This is a genomic window from Microbacterium halotolerans (assembly GCF_003569805.1).
GTDB lineage: Bacteria > Actinomycetota > Actinomycetes > Actinomycetales > Microbacteriaceae > Microbacterium > Microbacterium halotolerans.
Genome location: NZ_KZ984051.1, coordinates 617,720 through 634,577, shown reverse-complemented (window position 1 = coordinate 634,577; position 16,858 = coordinate 617,720). Strand labels below are relative to the sequence as shown.

15 protein-coding genes are annotated in these 16,858 nt (G+C 65.6%); 13 read left to right on the top strand and 2 right to left on the bottom strand.

What is annotated here, in order from left to right:
* Positions 1 to 189 precede the first annotated feature (189 nt).
* The 4 genes from DZG09_RS02875 to arfA are packed head-to-tail and all read left to right on the top strand — an operon-like array spanning position 190 to position 4,877.
* Entirely contained in the window at positions 190 to 1,089 is a 900-nt protein-coding gene (locus DZG09_RS02875; RefSeq protein WP_119696200.1) for a carbohydrate ABC transporter permease, read from the top strand.
* Positions 1,086 to 1,973, top strand: coding sequence for a carbohydrate ABC transporter permease (locus DZG09_RS02870; protein ID WP_119696199.1), 888 nt, complete (start codon positions 1,086 to 1,088; stop codon positions 1,971 to 1,973). Before DZG09_RS02875 ends, DZG09_RS02870 begins: the two co-directional genes overlap by 4 nt.
* Positions 1,974 to 2,019: 46 nt before the next feature.
* The gene (locus DZG09_RS02865; RefSeq protein ID WP_119696198.1) at positions 2,020 to 3,372 is read left to right on the top strand and encodes an ABC transporter substrate-binding protein; all 1,353 of its coding nucleotides are present in this window, start codon (positions 2,020 to 2,022) and stop codon (positions 3,370 to 3,372) included.
* Positions 3,366 to 4,877 carry an arabinosylfuranosidase ArfA gene (gene arfA / locus DZG09_RS02860; RefSeq protein WP_119696197.1) on the top strand — a complete coding sequence of 504 codons (1,512 nt, stop codon included), beginning with the start codon at positions 3,366 to 3,368 and terminating at the stop codon, positions 4,875 to 4,877. The genes DZG09_RS02865 and arfA overlap by 7 nt, the downstream gene beginning before the upstream one ends.
* Positions 4,878 to 4,920: 43 nt before the next feature.
* Here arfA and DZG09_RS02855 read toward each other — a convergent pair whose 3' ends face one another.
* Both DZG09_RS02855 and DZG09_RS02850 read right to left on the bottom strand, forming a co-directional pair.
* Complete coding sequence (locus DZG09_RS02855) at positions 4,921 to 6,102, bottom strand: MalY/PatB family protein (protein WP_119696196.1); 1,182 nt, start codon at positions 6,100 to 6,102, stop codon at positions 4,921 to 4,923.
* Positions 6,099 to 6,884: a helix-turn-helix transcriptional regulator gene (locus tag DZG09_RS02850; protein ID WP_119696195.1), complete on the bottom strand. Its 786-nt coding sequence runs from the start codon at positions 6,882 to 6,884 to the stop codon at positions 6,099 to 6,101. The genes DZG09_RS02855 and DZG09_RS02850 overlap by 4 nt, the downstream gene beginning before the upstream one ends.
* 163 nt (positions 6,885 to 7,047) lie before the next feature.
* On the opposite strand from DZG09_RS02850, the gene DZG09_RS02845 reads away from it, so the two are divergent.
* The 9 genes from DZG09_RS02845 to DZG09_RS02805 all read left to right on the top strand — a co-directional run bounded on the left by DZG09_RS02845 (position 7,048) and on the right by DZG09_RS02805 (position 16,744).
* Positions 7,048 to 8,679 carry an ABC transporter substrate-binding protein gene (locus tag DZG09_RS02845; RefSeq protein ID WP_162893126.1) on the top strand — a complete coding sequence of 544 codons (1,632 nt, stop codon included), beginning with the start codon at positions 7,048 to 7,050 and terminating at the stop codon, positions 8,677 to 8,679.
* A 3-nt stretch (positions 8,680 to 8,682) separates the two neighbouring features.
* A complete protein-coding gene (locus tag DZG09_RS02840) occupies positions 8,683 to 9,618 on the top strand; it encodes an ABC transporter permease (protein ID WP_119696193.1) in 936 nt (311 codons plus the stop codon).
* A 2-nt stretch (positions 9,619 to 9,620) separates the two neighbouring features.
* Positions 9,621 to 10,904, top strand: a complete 1,284-nt coding sequence (locus DZG09_RS02835; RefSeq protein ID WP_119696192.1) for an amidohydrolase family protein — start codon at positions 9,621 to 9,623, stop codon at positions 10,902 to 10,904.
* Positions 10,904 to 11,776, top strand: a complete 873-nt coding sequence (locus tag DZG09_RS02830) for an ABC transporter permease (protein ID WP_119696191.1) — start codon at positions 10,904 to 10,906, stop codon at positions 11,774 to 11,776. The genes DZG09_RS02835 and DZG09_RS02830 overlap by 1 nt, the downstream gene beginning before the upstream one ends.
* A complete protein-coding gene (locus DZG09_RS02825) occupies positions 11,766 to 12,803 on the top strand; it encodes an ABC transporter ATP-binding protein (protein ID WP_119696190.1) in 1,038 nt (345 codons plus the stop codon). The genes DZG09_RS02830 and DZG09_RS02825 overlap by 11 nt, the downstream gene beginning before the upstream one ends.
* Entirely contained in the window at positions 12,800 to 13,831 is a 1,032-nt protein-coding gene (locus DZG09_RS02820; protein ID WP_119696189.1) for an ABC transporter ATP-binding protein, read from the top strand. The genes DZG09_RS02825 and DZG09_RS02820 overlap by 4 nt, the downstream gene beginning before the upstream one ends.
* Positions 13,828 to 14,154 (top strand): carboxymuconolactone decarboxylase family protein, encoded by a 327-nt coding sequence (locus DZG09_RS02815; protein WP_119696188.1) that lies wholly within the window; start codon positions 13,828 to 13,830, stop codon positions 14,152 to 14,154. The genes DZG09_RS02820 and DZG09_RS02815 overlap by 4 nt, the downstream gene beginning before the upstream one ends.
* A gap of 37 nt (positions 14,155 to 14,191) precedes the next feature.
* Positions 14,192 to 15,493, top strand: a complete 1,302-nt coding sequence (locus DZG09_RS02810) for an MFS transporter (protein WP_119696187.1) — start codon at positions 14,192 to 14,194, stop codon at positions 15,491 to 15,493.
* A 441-nt stretch (positions 15,494 to 15,934) separates the two neighbouring features.
* Entirely contained in the window at positions 15,935 to 16,744 is an 810-nt protein-coding gene (locus tag DZG09_RS02805; RefSeq protein WP_205529033.1) for an alpha/beta fold hydrolase, read from the top strand.
* Positions 16,745 to 16,858: the final 114 nt, after the last annotated feature.

Here is a 16,858-nt window from a genome sequence, read left to right as displayed (position 1 = left end):
TTCCGACCACTCTAGCCATCGGAGATCCGGGATCGCTTCTTACAACGTTGATCCACATTTCGGAGAGGGGAAGGATTCGCTGACATCCCACTGTATCAGCGAGAAACTGGCATGCTCTTGCGTCCGCATTTACAGCGCTGTAATGTGAACTCCGGCAATGATGCCGACTCCCTCACCCAGGAAGCTGCAATGAAGCGACTGCTCTATTCGAAGAAGGCCGCTCCGTATCTCTTCGTGCTGCCGTTCATCATCACGCTGCTCGTGTTCTGGGCGGTCCCGGTCGGTCGCTCCTTCTTCATGAGCTTCCACGAGGTGCTGTACGGCCAGGAGTCTTTCGTCGGCGTCGCGAACTACGAGCGGATGGTCGGCGACCGCGTGTTCTGGCAGGCGATGTGGAACAGCTTCCGCTACATGATGCTGACGATGGTGCTTCTGGTGCCGATTCCGATGGTGCTCGCCGCGATTCTCAACTCGAAGATCGGCAGCGACCGGGTCAAGTCGTTCTTCAAGGCGTCGCTGTTCGTCCCTGCGCTGACCTCCCTTGTGGTCGCCGGTCTCGTGTTCCGTCTCATGTTCTCGGAGAGCGAGACGGCCGTCATCAACCAGGTGTTCGGCGCGATCGGCCTCGATCCGGTGCGCTGGCTGCGCGAGGACGTGCCGGGGCTCGTCGTGCTCCTGATTCTGGCGCTCTGGAGATGGACCGGCGTGAACACGATGTACTTCCTCGCCGGGATGCAGTCGATTCCGCGGGAGTACTACGAGGCGGCATCGATCGACGGGGCCGGACGGGTCGCTCAGTTCTTCCAGATCACCGTGCCGAATCTGCGTCCGACGATCGTGTACGTGGTCACGATCAGCATCTACGGGGGCCTGGCGATGTTCACCGAGAGCTTCATGCTCTACGCCGGCAACCAGTCGCCCAACAATCAGGGTCTGACGATCGTCGGATACCTGTACCGACAGGGCATCCAGCAGAACGACATGGGCTTCGCCGCGGCCGTGGGCGTCGTCCTGCTCGCCGTGGTGCTCACCATCAACATCACGCAGCTCGCGCTGACGGGCACCTTCCGGAAGGAGGAAGCGCGATGAGCGAGACGCGCACGAGCATCCCGATCGTCGGGAACGAACGGCCGAAACCACCCTGGCCGATCCGCTGGGCGGGGGCTATCCAGTCCGCCTTCCTGATCGTGATGGCGGCCATCGCGCTGATACCCATCATCGCGATCTTCCTCGGCACCTTCCAGGACGGCGGAACGCTGCTGCGCAGCGGCGTCACCTTCGCCATCGACTTCGCGTCGTTCGACCTCGACAGCTATCGCGTGCTCTTGACCGAGTCCGGCGACTACTTCATCTGGTTCTGGAACAGCCTGTGGCTGACCGCCGTGCAGGTCGTGCTCACGCTTCTGGTCAGCTCCTTCGTCTCGTACGGCATCGCGATGTACGAGTTCCGCGGGAAGCAGGCCGTCTTCATCGCCGTGCTGATCGTGATGACGGTGCCGTTCGAGATGATCATGCTGCCGCTGTACGTGCAGGTGAACGACTTCGGGCTCGCCGACACCTTCACGGTGATCTTCCTGCCCTTCCTCGCCCACGCGATGACCATCTTCTTCTTCCGTCAGTACTTCCTGGGCGTGCCGTACGAGCTCGTGGAGGCCGGCCGGGTCGACGGGGTGTCCGAGTTCGGGATCTTCTTCCGGCTCGTGCTCCCGATCGCCAAGCCAGCCGTCGCGGCCATGGCGATCCTTAACGGCATGCTGTGCTGGAACAACTTCCTCTGGCCGCTGCTGGTGCTGCGCAGCTCCGAGAAGTTCATCCTCCCGATCGGTCTGAACGCACTGCTCACACCGCACGGAAACAACTACGACCTGTTGATCGTCGGCGCCTTCTTCTCGCTGATTCCCGTCCTTCTGCTCTTCCTCGCCTTCCAGCGCTACTTCATCGAAGGCATGACCGCCGGCGCGGTCAAGGGGTGAGCGGCCCCCGTTCGTTCCTCACAGTTCATGATCAAAGGAGACCAATATGAACAGGCGCAGGATTCATCTGACGACCGCGGTGCTCGCCATCGCGGGCATCTCGCTCGTCGGGTGCAGCGGCGGTGCCGAGGAGCCCGTCGTCAACGAAGACGGTTCGACCGTCGTCGACATGTGGGTGTTCGCCGAGGTCCACGCGGCGTTCTACGAGGCCATGGCCGATGCGTGGAACGAGGCGAATCCCGAACAGGAGATCGATCTGCAGATCACCATCTACCCCTATGAGGAGATGCACAACAAGCTTCAACTCGGCCTGAATGCGGGGGAGGGCCTCCCCGACGTCGTCGACATCGAGGTGAACAAGTTCGCGAACTTCGTGCAGGGAGACAACCCGCCGCTCGTCGATCTGACCGAAGCGGCGGGTCCGTATGCCGACGATGTCGTGCAGGCGCGTCTCGACCTCTACTCGAAGGACGGCTCGGTCTACGCGTTCCCCACGCACGTCGGTGCGTTCGTCGCGTTCTACAACGCGGAGCTGCTCGAAGGGGCAGGGATCGACTACACGACCATCGAGACGTGGGACGACTTCCGCGAGGCGGGTGCGAGCTATCACGACAGCACAGGGAAGGAATTCGGCGTCGCGGAGACGGGCGTCAACTTCGTCGAGCCGCTCATCACCGCACAACTGGGCGGTGAGTGGATGGACGCGGACGGCAAGCCTCAGGTGAACAGCCCGGAGGCCGTCGAGACCATCGAGATGATGCAGGAGATGCAGGAGGCCGGTGCGATCTCGACGATCCCCGGCGGCAGTCCGGATGACGAGGAGGCCTTCGGCGTGATCAACAGCGGCGACTACGCCGCGGTCGTGTATCCCGCCTGGTACACCTCGCGGTTCGTCGACTACATGCCCGATCTCGCGGGCAAGATCGCGATCGTACCCGCCCCGGTCATCGAAGGTTCCGACGTTCGGACCATCGGCGGCGGCGGCACGGGAACGGCCGCGCTCGCCGGGTCGCCGGTCGCCGACTTCGCATCCGAATGGCTCGCCTTCGCCAAGCTCTCGCCTGAGGCGAACGTGGCGGTGTGGGAGGAGCTCGGCTTCGACCCCGTGAACATGTCGGTGTGGGAGGACGAAGCCGTCACGCACAACCCCGAGAACAAGTTCAACGAGTACTTCCAGACGAACCTGTTCGACGTGCTGAACGAGGTCTCCGGCGGCATCGGCCACTGGGAGTCGTTCACGGCGCCTGACTGGCCATCGGTCGATAACCTCTTCCGCACGGTGACGCTCAACGAGGCGTTCGAGAACGGCGTGCCCGCCCAGGAGGTGCTCGACCAGACGCAGATCATCTCTCCCATCGGCTTCGCGCCGACTCCTACCGAAAGGAACCCTCCATGCTGACAGCCTCCGTCACGGTCGACCCCGCCTTCGTCGTCGGCCCTGTGCGTCCGCGCACCTTCGGCTCGTTCGTCGAGCACCTCGGCCGCTGCGTGTACACCGGAATCTACGAGCCAGGGCACCCCTCCGCGGACGCCGACGGCTTCCGCGGCGACGTCATCGATCTCCTGCGTGAGCTCGGGGTGACGACCGTGCGGTACCCGGGCGGCAACTTCGTGTCGGGGTACCGATGGGAGGACGGCGTGGGACCGGTGGACGAACGACCTCGGCGTCCGGATCTCGCGTGGCATTCCACCGATCCGAATCTGGTCGGCGTCGACGAGTTCATCACCTGGTGCCGTTCGGCCGGCGTCGAGCCGATGATGGCGGTGAACCTCGGAACACGTGGTGTGCAGGAGGCGCTCGACCTGCTCGAGTACTGCAACGGCACCGGCGATACGCACTTCGCGAATCTGCGCCGTGCGAACGGAGCCCAGGAGCCGTATGGCATCCGGATGTGGTGTCTCGGGAACGAGATGGACGGGCCGTGGCAGATCGGGCACAAGACGGCCGAGGAGTACGGGAGGCTCGCGGTCGAGACGGCGCGCGCGATGCGCATGATGGATCCGGATCTCATCCTTGTCGCGTGCGGATCATCCGGATCCGGTATGCCGACTTTCGGCGAGTGGGAGCGGATCGTCTTGAGCGAGTCGTACGAGCAGGTGGACATGGTGTCCGCGCACGCCTACTACTACGAAGAGGACGGCGACCTCGGGTCGTTCCTTGCCTCGGCGATCGACATGGATCACTTCATCGAGTCCGTCGCCGCCACTGCGGATGCGGTTCGCGCTTCGGGGAAGCACGACAAGCGGATCGCCATCTCGTTCGACGAGTGGAACGTCTGGTACCAGAACCGGGCGGAATCGAAGGTCCCAGAAGGCGACGACTGGCCGGTCGCCCCCGTGCTCCTCGAAGACAAGTACAACGTGGCGGACGCGGTCGTGGTCGGCAATCTGCTGATCTCGCTGCTTCGACACACCGACAGGGTGCACTCGGCATCGCTCGCCCAGCTGGTCAACGTGATCGCGCCGATCATGACCGAACCGGGCGGGCGCAGCTGGCGTCAGACGACCTTTCATCCCTTCTCCCTGACCGCCCGACACGCGGCGGGACAGGTTCTTCGGGTTGCGATCGACGCGCCCACGTACGACACAGCGAAGTTCGGTGCGTCCCCGGTGCTCGACGCTGTCGCGACCCACGACCCGGAGACGGGCGATGTCGTGGTGTTCGCCGTGAACCGCTCCACAGACGAAGAGCTCGATCTCACGGTGGACGTGCGCGGCGCAGGTGAGCTTCGCCTCGCGGAGGCCATCACGCTCGCGCATCCCGATCCGATGCGGCAGGCGACGGCCGACGATCCGGATTCTGTGGTACCGCGTGCGAACGACAGTGCGTCCGTCGAGGGCGAGACCGTGAGCGTCGTGCTGCCGCCCGTGTCGTGGGCGATGCTGCGGCTGACGAGGGGGTGAGCGCGCCGCGGCACAGCTGGGGAGTGTCTGCGGAGGTGGGCGGTCAGCTGAGCTTGCGCACGGCAGCACCCATTGCGGCGACGGTCGCACGCAGGATCGGGCGCGGCATCGCGAAGTTGAACCGGATGGCGGTCTCGTAGCCGTCGCCGCACATCGAACCGTCGGTCGTGACGACCTCGGCGTGCTCAGCGAAGAAATCGGCAGGCGAGCCCTCGATGCCCAGGGGACCGCACTCCAACCATGCGAGGTAGGTGCCCTCCGGGGCGGTGTACTCGACTCCCGGCAGGTGCTCGTCCAGGAGGTCGGCGAGCAGGTGCCGATTGCCGTCCAGGTAGGAGAGCACCCCGTCCAGCCACTGTCCGCCTGCCGAGTATGCGGCGGTGTTCGCGATCACCCCGAGATTCGCCACTCCATGGCCGAAGCTGCGACCGTGCTCGGCCCAGTACGCGCGATCCGCCTCGTTGGACAGCACGACCTGTGCGCACTTCATGCCGGGAAGATTCCACGCCTTCGAGGCTGAAGTGGCGGTGATCGTGTGACCGGCATTGACATCGTTCACCGCGGCGTACGGGACGTGCGCGGCGCCGTCGTACACGAGCGGCGCGTGGATCTCGTCGGAGAACACTCGAGCACCGTGGCGTTCGACGACGTCGCCGATCGCGACCATCTCGTCGTGACGCAGCACGCGACCGATCGGGTTGTGCGGGTTGCACAGGATCAGCAGCCCTCCTCCATCGGAGAACGCGCGGTCGATTCCGGCGAGGTCGTACTCCCAACCGTCCTGCGTACGGATCATCGGGACCTGGATGATCCGACGGTCATGCGCCTCCGGCACGGTGAGGAACGGCATGTAGGCCGGGGTGGGAAGCACGACGGCGGATCCGGGAGCGGAGAAGTGATCGATCGCGAGTTCCAGGGCGGCGATGACATCCGGCATCGGCTTCACGTCGTCGGGTGACACGCGCCACCCGTAGCGGGAGGCTGCCCAGTCGACGAAGGAATCGCTCATCGCGGTGGCTGACGCGGGGGGCAGATAGCCGAAGGCGCCGACATCCACCGCGGTGTGCAGCGCTCGTGTGATCGGTGGCGCGATTCCGAAGTCCATCTCCGCGACGAACGCCGGGGTCTTCCCCGGGAACATCGTCCACTTCAGACTTCCGGTCGCGCGCAGGTCTTCAGCCGAGATGGAGTCGAAGGTGCTTGTGTCGAAGAGGGCGGTGGTCATCGTGAAGCTCGCTTTCGTTTGGAGGACGGCTCGTCTCCGGCCTGTGCGTCCTGGTCGTCTAGTTCGTTCAGATAGTTGTAGATCGTGAATCGGGTCACTCCCAGTGACGTCGCGATCATCTCGACCGCATCCCGCAGCATGAACATGCCGCGCTGCTTCAGCGCTTGCACGACGGCCAGCTTGTGCTCCTTGCGCATCAACTCGACGGGGGCGCTCTGCTCGTGGATCGCCTGATGGATCAGGTGCGCTGCAAGCTCGTCGACATCCCGAGGGAAGACCTCTTCAGATGCCGTTCGAGGCTCGCCGGCCGACTCCGGGTCCGCACGAGACCGTGGCACGTCGGGCACCGGCGACAGCACGCCGCCCATGTCTTCGGCTATGCGTGCGACTCGGTGCCACACGGAGACATCCGCGTTGAGGCAGAGCGCGGCGATGGGCTCGCCTGAACTGTCCTTCAGAATCATGGTCGTCGACCGCAGCGAGCGGCCATCGGGAAGCTGGGTCGAGTATCCGACGGCGTGCGAGAAGTCTCCTGCCGCGACGCGCTGGAGCAGCAGGTCGGTTGCCGGATCTCCCACTCTTCGGCCGGTCACGTCGCCGTGCACCGCCACGATCGAGTTGGGCAGCTTGGCGAGATCGTGCAAGACCACCTCGACCGACGAGGGCAGTGAATGCCCGAGGGGGTCGACCAGTTCGGAGAAGATGCGGATCAGATAGTCGCGTTCTTCCTGCTTTCCGGCGCGAGCGATGCCTTTCCGGCCGCTCGGGGTGGTCTCTGTCATCGGCTCTCCTTGGGTCATAACCAGCATGTACCGGTTCGTGTTTCAAGTGTGTCAACACAGTGTTGCAGATTTCAACAGTCTATTGCATGGCTCAACTCTGATTGGTAGCGTCACACGCCAAGTCGAAGTTTCGTATGCAGTGCCCTTGCCTCGGGAGGCCATCATGGCAGTACGTCGCTACCTTGTTTCCGCCGTTGCGATCACGGGAGCGCTTGCTCTCGCGGGGTGTGCCGGGGGAGGCGACAGCGGAGGCGGAGGCGCATCCGCCGGGCCTCCCGTCGAGGGCGGGGACGCAGTCTTCGCCGTAGACAGCGCCTTCTTCGGATTCGATCCCAATGTCACACCTGCGGCGCAAGACGCCCGTGTGCTGCGGCAGATGTTCGATTCGCTGCTGTATCTCGACGAGTCGGGAGAGCTGCAACCGTGGCTTGCGGAGGAATGGGGCGTCAGCGACGACGGACTCACGTACGAGTTCGAGCTGCGTGACGACGTCACCTTCTGGGATGAAACGCCATGGGACGCCGAGGCGCTGTGCTTCAATCTCGACCGGATCGTCGACCCTGAAGCCGGTTCCATCTACGCGGTCGGGCTGGTCGGGCCATACGAATCGTGTGAGGCGACGGACGAGTTCAGCGCAACCGTGACGCTGTCCGCTCCGTTCTCGGCGTTCCTCAACAATCTGACGTCGCCGTTCCTGGGAATGAACTCTCCAGAGGCGGCCGCCGCGGCAGATCCCGCCGACTATCTGCTGAACCCCACCGGCTCAGGGCCGTTCGTGTTCGACAGCTACACGCCGCAGGATCGCGTCGTGCTCACCAAGAACGAGGACTACGCGTGGGCGCCGGGCAACGCTGAGCATCAGGGTTCCGCGTACCTCGACACGCTGACATTCCAGATCATCTCGGATGCCACTGTGCGCGTGGGATCCGTCAGATCGGGGGAGGTGCAGGGCATCGGGAATGTTCCCGAGACGGAAGTCGCGAGCATCAAGGGCGACCAGGGGCTGACCTACATCGCGCAGCAGCAGTCGGGCGCGCCGTACCAGCTGCACTTCAACGCCGACGGAGTGTTCGCGGATCAGGCCGTGCGCGAGGCGGCACGGGCAGCGCTCGACATCGATGCCGCCGTGCAGTCGCTCTATCTCGGAACATACGACCGAGCGTGGGGACCGCTTGCTCCCACGACCATCGGATACGACGATTCGGTCGAGGGTTCTTTCGACTTCGATTCCGCCGCCGCCGGGCAGCTGCTCGAGGACGCGGGTTGGGAGCTCGGCGCGGATGGAGTGCGCACCAAGGAGGGCGAGAAGCTGTCGATCACCTACTTCGAGAGCAGCCCGAATCGCGAGAAGCGGCAGGACCTCGCGACTCTCTTCCAGGCGAATCTGGAAGACGTCGGATTCGCGGTCGAGCTCGCGTTTCTCGCTCAGGCGGAAGGTCAGTCGCTGCTTCAGAGCGGTGACTTCGACATCGCTGGTCTGTCGCTCGTCGCGGTCGACCCCAACGTGCTCTACCAGATGTACGACCCGAGGTTCATTCCGACCCCGGGTCTGACCGGGTTCAACTTCAGCCATACCGATGTCCCCGAGATGACGGATCTGGCGGCTGAAAGCCAGTCATCCCTGGCCGACGAGCGTCTCGAGATCGTATCGCAGCTGCAACAGGACGTGGTCGACAATGCACGCTCCGTCGGCATCTACGTGCCGACGTACACACTGGTGCTGAATGGTATGGCCGGCCTGAGGTTCGATGCTGAGGGCTATCCGATCTTCTTCGACGCATACCTGGTGAGCTGACCGATGCTCCGAGTCGTCCTGTCGCGAATCGGCGCAGCGATTCCCACGCTGCTGGGAGTGATGGTGATCATATTCATCACTCTGCGGATGCTTCCTGGTGATCCGATAGCCACGATCCTCGGCGGCGCAGATGCTTCACCGGAGACGGTTGCGAACCTGCGCGCGCAGTTCGGTCTTGATGGCTCCATGATCGAACAGTTCTGGATCTTCTTCCGTGACGTGGTGACGTTCGACTTCGGCACCTCCTATGCCACGCGACAGCCGGTTTCCGCGACGATCGCCCAGCAGCTGCCGCACACACTGCAGCTCGCGCTCGCCGCGGCGGCAGTTTCGGCGAGCGTGGGAATCCTGCTCGGTGTGGCCGCCGCAATCCAACGGGGAGGCATCGCCGACGCCCTGATCCGGGTGCTGAGTCTCATCAACACGTCGATGCCCTCGTTCTGGCTCGGCCTTCTGCTGATCATGGCCTTCTCCTTCGGACTCGGCTGGTTTCCCGCGACCGGATCGGGCTCGTTCGCTCAGCTCGTCCTGCCGGCCATCACGCTGGGCCTGTCCGCCGCAGGGACCGTCACCCGCGTCGTGCGCAACAGTGTCATCGAGGTGCTCGGTGAGAACTACGTCACGGCGCTGTTCGCGAAAGGCCTGCGTCGGCGAGCCGTCGTCGGCATCCACGTGCTCCGCAACGCCGTGATCCCGACGGTGACCGTCGTCGGGCTGCAGCTCGGCGCTCTCCTTGCGGGTGCGGTCATCGTCGAGGCCGTGTTCTCACGACAGGGCATCGGTCAGAGTCTCGTCCAAGCCATCAACGGGCAGGACTACCCGATGGTGCAGGGCGTGGTGTTCGTGATCGCCGTCCTCTACGTCGTCATCAATCTCATTGTCGATATCTCGTACGCGTACATCGATCCGCGCGTGCGCGCCGTCGTCGGAAAGGCATAGACATGCGCATCATCACTGCCAGGAGAGTCCTGGTCGGAGCAGGTCTCGACACGCTCGAGAACGGAGGCGTGGTCATCGATGGCGACCGCGTCGTATGGGTGGGACCCGCGTCAGAACTGCCGGGAGAGTTCGCCGGGGGCGATGTGACTGCATTGGGCGATGTCACCGTGCTTCCCGGTCTGATCGATGCGCACGTCCATCTCGGTTTCGACGGCGGGCCGAACCCCGTCGACCGGATGATGGCCGAGAACGATGCGAGGCAGGTCGCAACAATGCTGCGCAGCGCTCGTGAGCTGCTGAGCTGCGGAGTCACGACGGCGCGCGACCTCGGCTCGCGAGACCTCCTCGGGGTCGCCGTGCGCGATGCCATCCTCGACGGCACGGCCGACGGACCGCGGATGCTGGTCGCTGGCCCCGCGATCACCGTCACGGGTGGGCACTGCTGGTTCATGAACGGCGAGGTGGACTCGCCGGAGGACATGCGTCGCATGGTTCGGACCCTTCACAAGGGAACGGTCGACTGCTTCAAGGTGATGTCGACGGGCGGAAACATGACCTCGGGTTCCGCCCCATGGCACGCGCAGTTCCCGCAGGACGACCTCGCCATCGCCGTCGACGAGGCTCACCGCCTCGGCAAGACGATTGCCGCGCATGCGCACGGGGTCGAAGGCATTCGGAGGGCGCTGGCTGCGGGCGTCGACACGATCGAGCACTGCTCCTTCCAGACGGAGGATGGATCGGACGGGTACGACGAGGAGCTGGGTGCGCAGATCGCCGCATCCGCCACCGCCGTGTCGCCCACCTGCTCAGCCCGGATGAAGGACTTCATGCGGCTGCTGCCGGGGCGCAGGTGGGCGCTGGGAGACCTGTATCGTGCCGGAGCGACCATCATCGCGTCGACGGACTCGGGGATCGACCACAATCCGCACTGGGCCTTCGTCTCGGCACTCGAGTCGATGGTGGCCGCGGGAATGACACCCCGCGACGTGCTGCTGTCGGCGACGTCGGTGTCGGCACGAGTTCTGGGCATCGACGACGCTGCGGGGCGCATCGACGCCGGGCTCGCAGCCGACCTGATCGCCGTGCACGGCGACCCTCGTGACGATATCGCCGCGCTGCACGATCTGAGATTCGTGATGGCGCGCGGCGCAGAGTTCACCCCTGATCCTGTCCCGGTGTTCGCCCCGCTCGACCCTGACGATCTTCCCGACATGCTCGTTCGCATGATCGAAGCGCAGGAATCGGCGCATGCGAAGTCGGAGCCCGAGCCCGTGGAGGTGGGGTGATGACCGCCGTCGCCAACCCGTTGACCGCTGCTCGCGGTGGGATCCTCGCGCGGTCCCGCCTGCGCATCACGCCCGACCTCGTGACGCTGTGGATCGCGCTCGCATGGCTCGTCGTCGTGCTGATCGCGGCAGTCGTGCCGCAGGCGTTCTCGACGGCGGATCCGACCGCGCTCGATCCCGCCGGTGCGATGCGGGCTCCGGGCGTCGCCGGCCATCCGTTCGGCACCGACCACTTCGGACGCGATATCGCGACCCTGCTGGCCTACGGTGCGCGTACGGCCATGGTCATCGGGATCTCGGCGACGGTCGTCGGGTTCGTGATCGGCACCCTGCTGGGCCTTGTCGCCGGCTACGCGGGCGGCTGGGTCGACATGATCGTCGGGCGCTTCATCGACATGCTGATGTGCTTCCCTGGGGTGCTTCTGGCGATGATCATCGCGGCCGGGCTCGGTGCATCCATGCAGAATCTCATCGTCGCCGTGGGGATCTCGGCGGTGCCGGGCTTCGCCCGGATCATGCGTGGTCAGGCGATGACCGTGCGCTCACGGCTGTTCATCGAGGCGGCGGACTCAGTGGGGTTCGGGCCCTGGCGAATCCTGTGGCGCCACCTGCTGCCGAATGCGCTGGCACCATCGATCGTCATGGCCACCGTCACGGTGGGCGTCTCGATTGTGGCCGCCGCATCACTCAGTTTCCTCGGGCTGGGTGCGCGAGCGGACGTCCCCGACTGGGGTGAGCTGCTCGCGCTGGGACAACCGTATCTGGCGTCTGCCTGGTGGATCACCACCTTTCCGGGGATTGTTCTCACGCTCACGGTGATCGCCGTGAGCTTGGCCGGTGACTGGTTGAGGGACAGGTTCAATGTCGACTGATGTGACGACCATGGAGAAGCGCGTGACAGCTGGGCAGACCGACGCTGACAGGCTGCTGCGGATCGAGGATCTCGGCGTGACCGTGCAGAAGCAAGCGGGGCCGCTCTCTCTCGTCCGTGATGCGAGCTTCGAGGTGAGGGAGGGCGAGATCGTCTGCCTCGTGGGCGAATCGGGCTCGGGCAAGTCGGTCACGGCTCGCACGATCATGGGGCTGACTCAGCTCGACGATGCAATGGACGTGACCGGAAGGATCGAGCTCGCGGGCGAGGAACTCACCGATCTCTCCGCCGAACGTGTGCGACGACTGCGCGGGCGCGAGCTGACGATGGTGTTCCAGGAGCCGCTCAGCTCGCTGGATCCCGTGTACTCGATCGAGTTCCAACTGCGAGAGGCGCTGCGCAGGCGCGAGCGTCTGACGCGTCGAGCCGAACATGAGCGCCTTGTGGAGGCGCTCGCCGAGGTGGGTGTCCACGATGGTCCTCGCGTGCTCGGAAGCTATCCGCATCAGCTGTCCGGCGGCATGTGCCAGCGGGTGATGATCGCGATGGCCTTGCTCGCCAGGCCCCGCCTGCTGATCGCCGACGAGCCCACCACGGCCCTCGACGTCACGGTGCAGGCACAGATTCTGAATCTGATCGATCGACTTCGCCGCGAAGAGGGCATGGCGGTGCTGCTGGTGACGCACGACCTGGGGGTGGCCGCGGACCTTGCGGACCGGGTCGTCGTCATGTACGCGGGCCAGGTCGTCGAGGACGCGGCGCCGAAGGACATCTTTGCGCGGCCCTCGCACCCCTACACGGCCGGCCTGCTTGCTTCGATTCCGCCGCTGACGGGCGAACGACCGACGCGCCTGCCGGCGATCCGCGGATCGGTGCCGGATCCGTCGGCGCTGCCGACCGGCTGCGCCTTCCACCCGCGCTGCGCTTTCGCGACCGAGCGCTGTGCGAATGAGGCGCCCCCCGCGCGAGACGTCGGTGGAAGCCGGGTCGCGTGCTGGAACCCGATGACGACGAAGGGTGCAGCATGACCACCTCGTCCGCACAGTCCATCCTGCGGCTGCAGAATGTGACCAAGGAGTTCTCCGTCAAGTCCGGGAAGAAGCCGTTCGGGGACCGAGCCGTCCTGCGGGCGGTCGACGGCGCGTCGCTCGAGATCGGTCGCGGCGAGACATTCGCACTCGTGGGCGAGTCGGGTTCGGGCAAGTCAACGCTCGGGCGGCTCGCGGTGGGCCTGCTGCCCGTGACTGAGGGCAACGTGCAGTTCGAAGGCGAGGAGCTCACGACGATGCCTCGTCGGCAGCTGCGGGCACGTCGGCGACGCATGCAGGTCGTGTTCCAGGATCCGTTGGGTTCGCTCAATCCCCGAATGTCCGTCGGTGACATCGTGGCGGAGCCGCTCAAGGTTATCGAGAGGCTGCGCGGACGAGATCTCGACGAGCGAGTGACGGAGCTGTTCGAACAGGTCGGCCTGAATCCGGGCAGGCGCACTGCGCGTCCTCGCTCTCTCTCGGGCGGTCAGCGACAGCGCGTCGGCATCGCGAGGGCGATCGCGATGAATCCGTCGCTCGTTCTGGCCGACGAGGCGGTCTCGGCACTCGACGTGTCGGTGCAGGCGCAGATCACGAACCTGATGGTGGACCTGCGTGAGCGACTCGGGCTGTCGTACCTCTTCATCGCGCACGGCCTGCCGATCGTGCGCCACATCGCGCAGCGCGTGGGGGTGATGTATCTGGGGCGACTCGTCGAGGTGGGGCCGACTGAGAGCATCTTCTCGGATCCGCAGCACCCATACACCCGCGCTCTGCTGGCGGCATCGCCGGTGCCCGATCCCGAGAAGCGACGAGAGCGCATCCTGTTGCACGGGGAGCCGCCATCGGCGATGAATCTGCCGTCGGGATGTCGTTTCCGCACGCGGTGCCCGATCGCGCAGGAAGTGTGCGCCGAGGTCGCCCCGCCCCGCCACGCTTCGGCCGGCCGGGAGGTCGAATGCCACTTCCCGGGGACGGATGCGCCGGTGCCCGTGTCGACCGAGTCGCGAGAGAGGACAACGATATGAGTACGGATCCGAAGCCCGTGTCCGCGCGGCTTCGCACCGGGGCACCCGAGATGCACGCGGCTTTCGCGGCGTTCAACCAGGCCGTGCTGGGCAGCGACACCGCGCTCGACAGAAGGACCAAGGAGCTGATCGCCGTCGCCGTGGCGCTCACAACCCAGTGCCCGGGCTGTCTGGATGCGCATTCGGCCGCCGCTGCGGAGGCGGGTGCGACGCACGAAGAGCTCGCGGAGGTCGTGCACGTCGCCGCGGCCCTGCGAGCCGGCGGAGCGATTTATCACGGCGCAGCGCATACGATGCGAGCAGTGCGCGAGTCGGAGCACTGAGCCTGGAGGTGCGAACCAGGCCGGAACGGGAGATGACATGACAGTGCACGCCACACCGCCGGTTGCGCTCGCACGTACGCGGATCGGGGTGCTGATCGCCTCGAATCTGCTCGGTGGCGTCGGTGTGGCATCGAGCATCGCGGTTGCGGGGCTCATGGCCGAGAATCTGGCCGGCACGGAGTTCGCGGGCTTCGCACAGGCGATGAGCGTGCTCGGCGCTGCCGTCGCCGCGATTCCGCTGGCCACCCTTGCTGCGAAAGCGGGGAGGCGGGCGGCGCTGGCTGTCGGATATGTGATCGCCCTGCTCGGTGCCGTCACCGTCATCACGGCGGCGTTGATCGAACAGTTCATCCTGCTGCTGATCGGCCTGGCGATGTTCGGCACGGCTCAGGCCGTGAATCTGCAGTCGCGCTACGCTGCGGGCGAGAACGCTTCCGCAGCCGCGCGCGGACGTGTGATGTCGCTCGTCATCTGGTCCACGACCATCGGATCTGTTGCGGGGCCCAACCTGACCAACCTCGGCAATGAACTCGGCTTCTCCCTCGGTCTGCCCGAGCTGGCCGGGCCGTACGTGTTCTCAGCGATCGCGATCGCGTGCGCCGCGATGGTCATCGTGATCTTCTACGGCGGCCACCGGGTGCGCAAGCTCACCGATGGCGTCGCTGCGGCGCGGGGCTCGGGAGATGCCGTCGCTCCCGTGGGCGACGAGCCGCCTGTGGCGGCTGCTTCCGCCACAGGGGCTGCCCGCATCTCTGCCATGGCGGCGCTGCGCTGGGCGTTCGCGCACCCACACGCCCGAATGGCGGTTGTGCTGACCGCGTGCGCGCATTCCGTGATGGTGATGGTCATGGTGATGACTCCCGTGCACATGCAGCACCACGGTGACTCGCTCACGGTCGTCGGCGTCGTCATCAGCCTGCACGTGCTGGGGATGTACGCGCTCAGCCCCCTGTTCGGCTGGTGCGTCGATCGGATCGGGGCGGTTCGCACGGCAGCGGGTGGCGTTGTGCTCCTGCTCACGGCGTTGGTGCTCGGTCTTGTCGCCGCATCGCTCGGCGGAGGCTGGACGCCGGCTGCTCTCGTGGTGCTCGGCATCGGCTGGTCGGCGTGCATCATCTCGTCGTCCACCGTGCTCGCATCGAATCCTGACGTCAGCGTCAAGCTGCCGTTGCAGGGCGTGACCGATGCCGGGATGAACTATGCCGGCGCCGGTGCGGCGGCGCTGGCTGGCCCGATTCTCGCGTGGGGCGGGTTCCATGTGGTCAACACCGTGGCGCTTGTGCTGCTCGCACCCGCCGCGGCGCTGGTCGTTGTTCAGCTGGTTCGGGCAGAACGGTGACGCAGCCGCTGATCGCGCTCACCTGCCGGGTCGCGGTCGTTGCGCGGCACCGCTGAAGGCTGCGCCCTGTGCAGTTCGCGGCGTGGGCTCGTTCGCGTCGACGCTGAGGCGCTGCCGATAGATCGTCGCTGATGCGATGCCCAACTCCACCGCTGGCCCGCTGGCATCGCGGCCCTCGTGGACAAGCGCGAGCACACGCTCAGGGAACTGGGATGAGTACTGACGAGGCACTGCTGGTCCTCTCTGACGAGACCGGATCCTCACAACGGAGCGGAACGAGACTCAGGGCACGTCAAGAATGGAACAGAAGCCAGGGCGGCTCGCGCGACTGGTCCGCCTGCATAGCCCAACGGCGCTAACCGGGCGCTCGAACACAACCTTGGATCAGCCGACGGTGGACATCGGACCAGGAGAGTCGGTGGTAGCGGGGATCATGGAACAGTGAGCTCCTCCCCACACGAACCATCCGTCGTGCTCCTGCACGGTTGGCCTGTCACGCAAGCGCACTGGCGGAACCTGCTGCCGCTTCTGAGCAGCTCGGGGTTCACGCCGATCCCGATCACCCTGCCCGGACTCGGCGCTGTGCCAGAAGGCATCCACAGCTTCAGGAAGAGCGAACTTGCCGCACAGCTGCGGGAACAGCTCATCGAACAACGACTCACGCGGTTCGCGGTCATAGGTCACGACTGGGGAGGAACCGTCGCAATCCTCCTGGCCGCTGCGATGCCCGATGCTGTGACCGCACTAGTGGTCGAGGAAGAGATCCTGCCCGGCATCAGCGTGGACATCCCCACACCGGGCGCAGAGCAGTACCCGTCTTGGCACGGCCCGTTCAACCGTGTGCCGGGTCTTGCCGAGCAACTCGTATCGGGACGAGAGGACGCCTACTACGGCACCTTCCTGCACCAGAGCGCCGGACCGGCAGGGCTTGACCCTGCCGTCCTTCGCTCCTACATCGACGCGTATGAGGCGGACGGAGTGCTCGAAGCGGGCCTCGGCTACTACCGCACGCGGAGCGATGACATCGTCGACGTCGGGAGGATCCGAGACGACCAGATCCGCACCCCCGTGCTCGCGATAGGTGGCCGCTACGCAATGGGCTCCGCCGTCGCAGAAGGGCTGCATCCGTTGGCAGCAGATGTCAGCAGCCTCGTCATGGAACGCTCCGGACACTACCCCGTCGAGCAGGAACCTGAGCTGGCGGCCCACGCCATCATCGAGTTCCTCGAACGGTACCACCTCGGCCGATAGAGCCCGCACTCAATAACGCACGCTCGCCGACAGGGCCGTGCGCTGCGCGCGTACCTCACCCCCCGAGACCGCCCCTGGCGTGGCGGCCTCGGGGGAGGTGCCCGTCGTGGTGAT

Bases quoted from the DNA above. Each gene is read 5' to 3' on its own strand.
- DZG09_RS02855 (WP_119696196.1), bottom strand. From the start codon at position 6,102: ATGACCACCGCCCTCTTCGACACAAGCACCTTCGACTCCATCTCGGCT.
- DZG09_RS02870 (WP_119696199.1), top strand. From the start codon at position 1,086: ATGAGCGAGACGCGCACGAGCATCCCGATCGTCGGGAACGAACGGCCG.
- DZG09_RS02840 (WP_119696193.1), top strand. From the start codon at position 8,683: ATGCTCCGAGTCGTCCTGTCGCGAATCGGCGCAGCGATTCCCACGCTG.
- DZG09_RS02815 (WP_119696188.1), top strand. From the start codon at position 13,828: ATGAGTACGGATCCGAAGCCCGTGTCCGCGCGGCTTCGCACCGGGGCA.
- DZG09_RS02825 (WP_119696190.1), top strand. From the start codon at position 11,766: ATGTCGACTGATGTGACGACCATGGAGAAGCGCGTGACAGCTGGGCAG.
- DZG09_RS02865 (WP_119696198.1), top strand. From the start codon at position 2,020: ATGAACAGGCGCAGGATTCATCTGACGACCGCGGTGCTCGCCATCGCG.
- DZG09_RS02845 (WP_162893126.1), top strand. From the start codon at position 7,048: ATGGCAGTACGTCGCTACCTTGTTTCCGCCGTTGCGATCACGGGAGCG.
- DZG09_RS02850 (WP_119696195.1), bottom strand. From the start codon at position 6,884: ATGACAGAGACCACCCCGAGCGGCCGGAAAGGCATCGCTCGCGCCGGA.
- arfA (WP_119696197.1), top strand. From the start codon at position 3,366: ATGCTGACAGCCTCCGTCACGGTCGACCCCGCCTTCGTCGTCGGCCCT.
- DZG09_RS02875 (WP_119696200.1), top strand. From the start codon at position 190: ATGAAGCGACTGCTCTATTCGAAGAAGGCCGCTCCGTATCTCTTCGTG.
- DZG09_RS02830 (WP_119696191.1), top strand. From the start codon at position 10,904: ATGACCGCCGTCGCCAACCCGTTGACCGCTGCTCGCGGTGGGATCCTC.
- DZG09_RS02835 (WP_119696192.1), top strand. From the start codon at position 9,621: ATGCGCATCATCACTGCCAGGAGAGTCCTGGTCGGAGCAGGTCTCGAC.
- DZG09_RS02820 (WP_119696189.1), top strand. From the start codon at position 12,800: ATGACCACCTCGTCCGCACAGTCCATCCTGCGGCTGCAGAATGTGACC.
- DZG09_RS02810 (WP_119696187.1), top strand. From the start codon at position 14,192: ATGACAGTGCACGCCACACCGCCGGTTGCGCTCGCACGTACGCGGATC.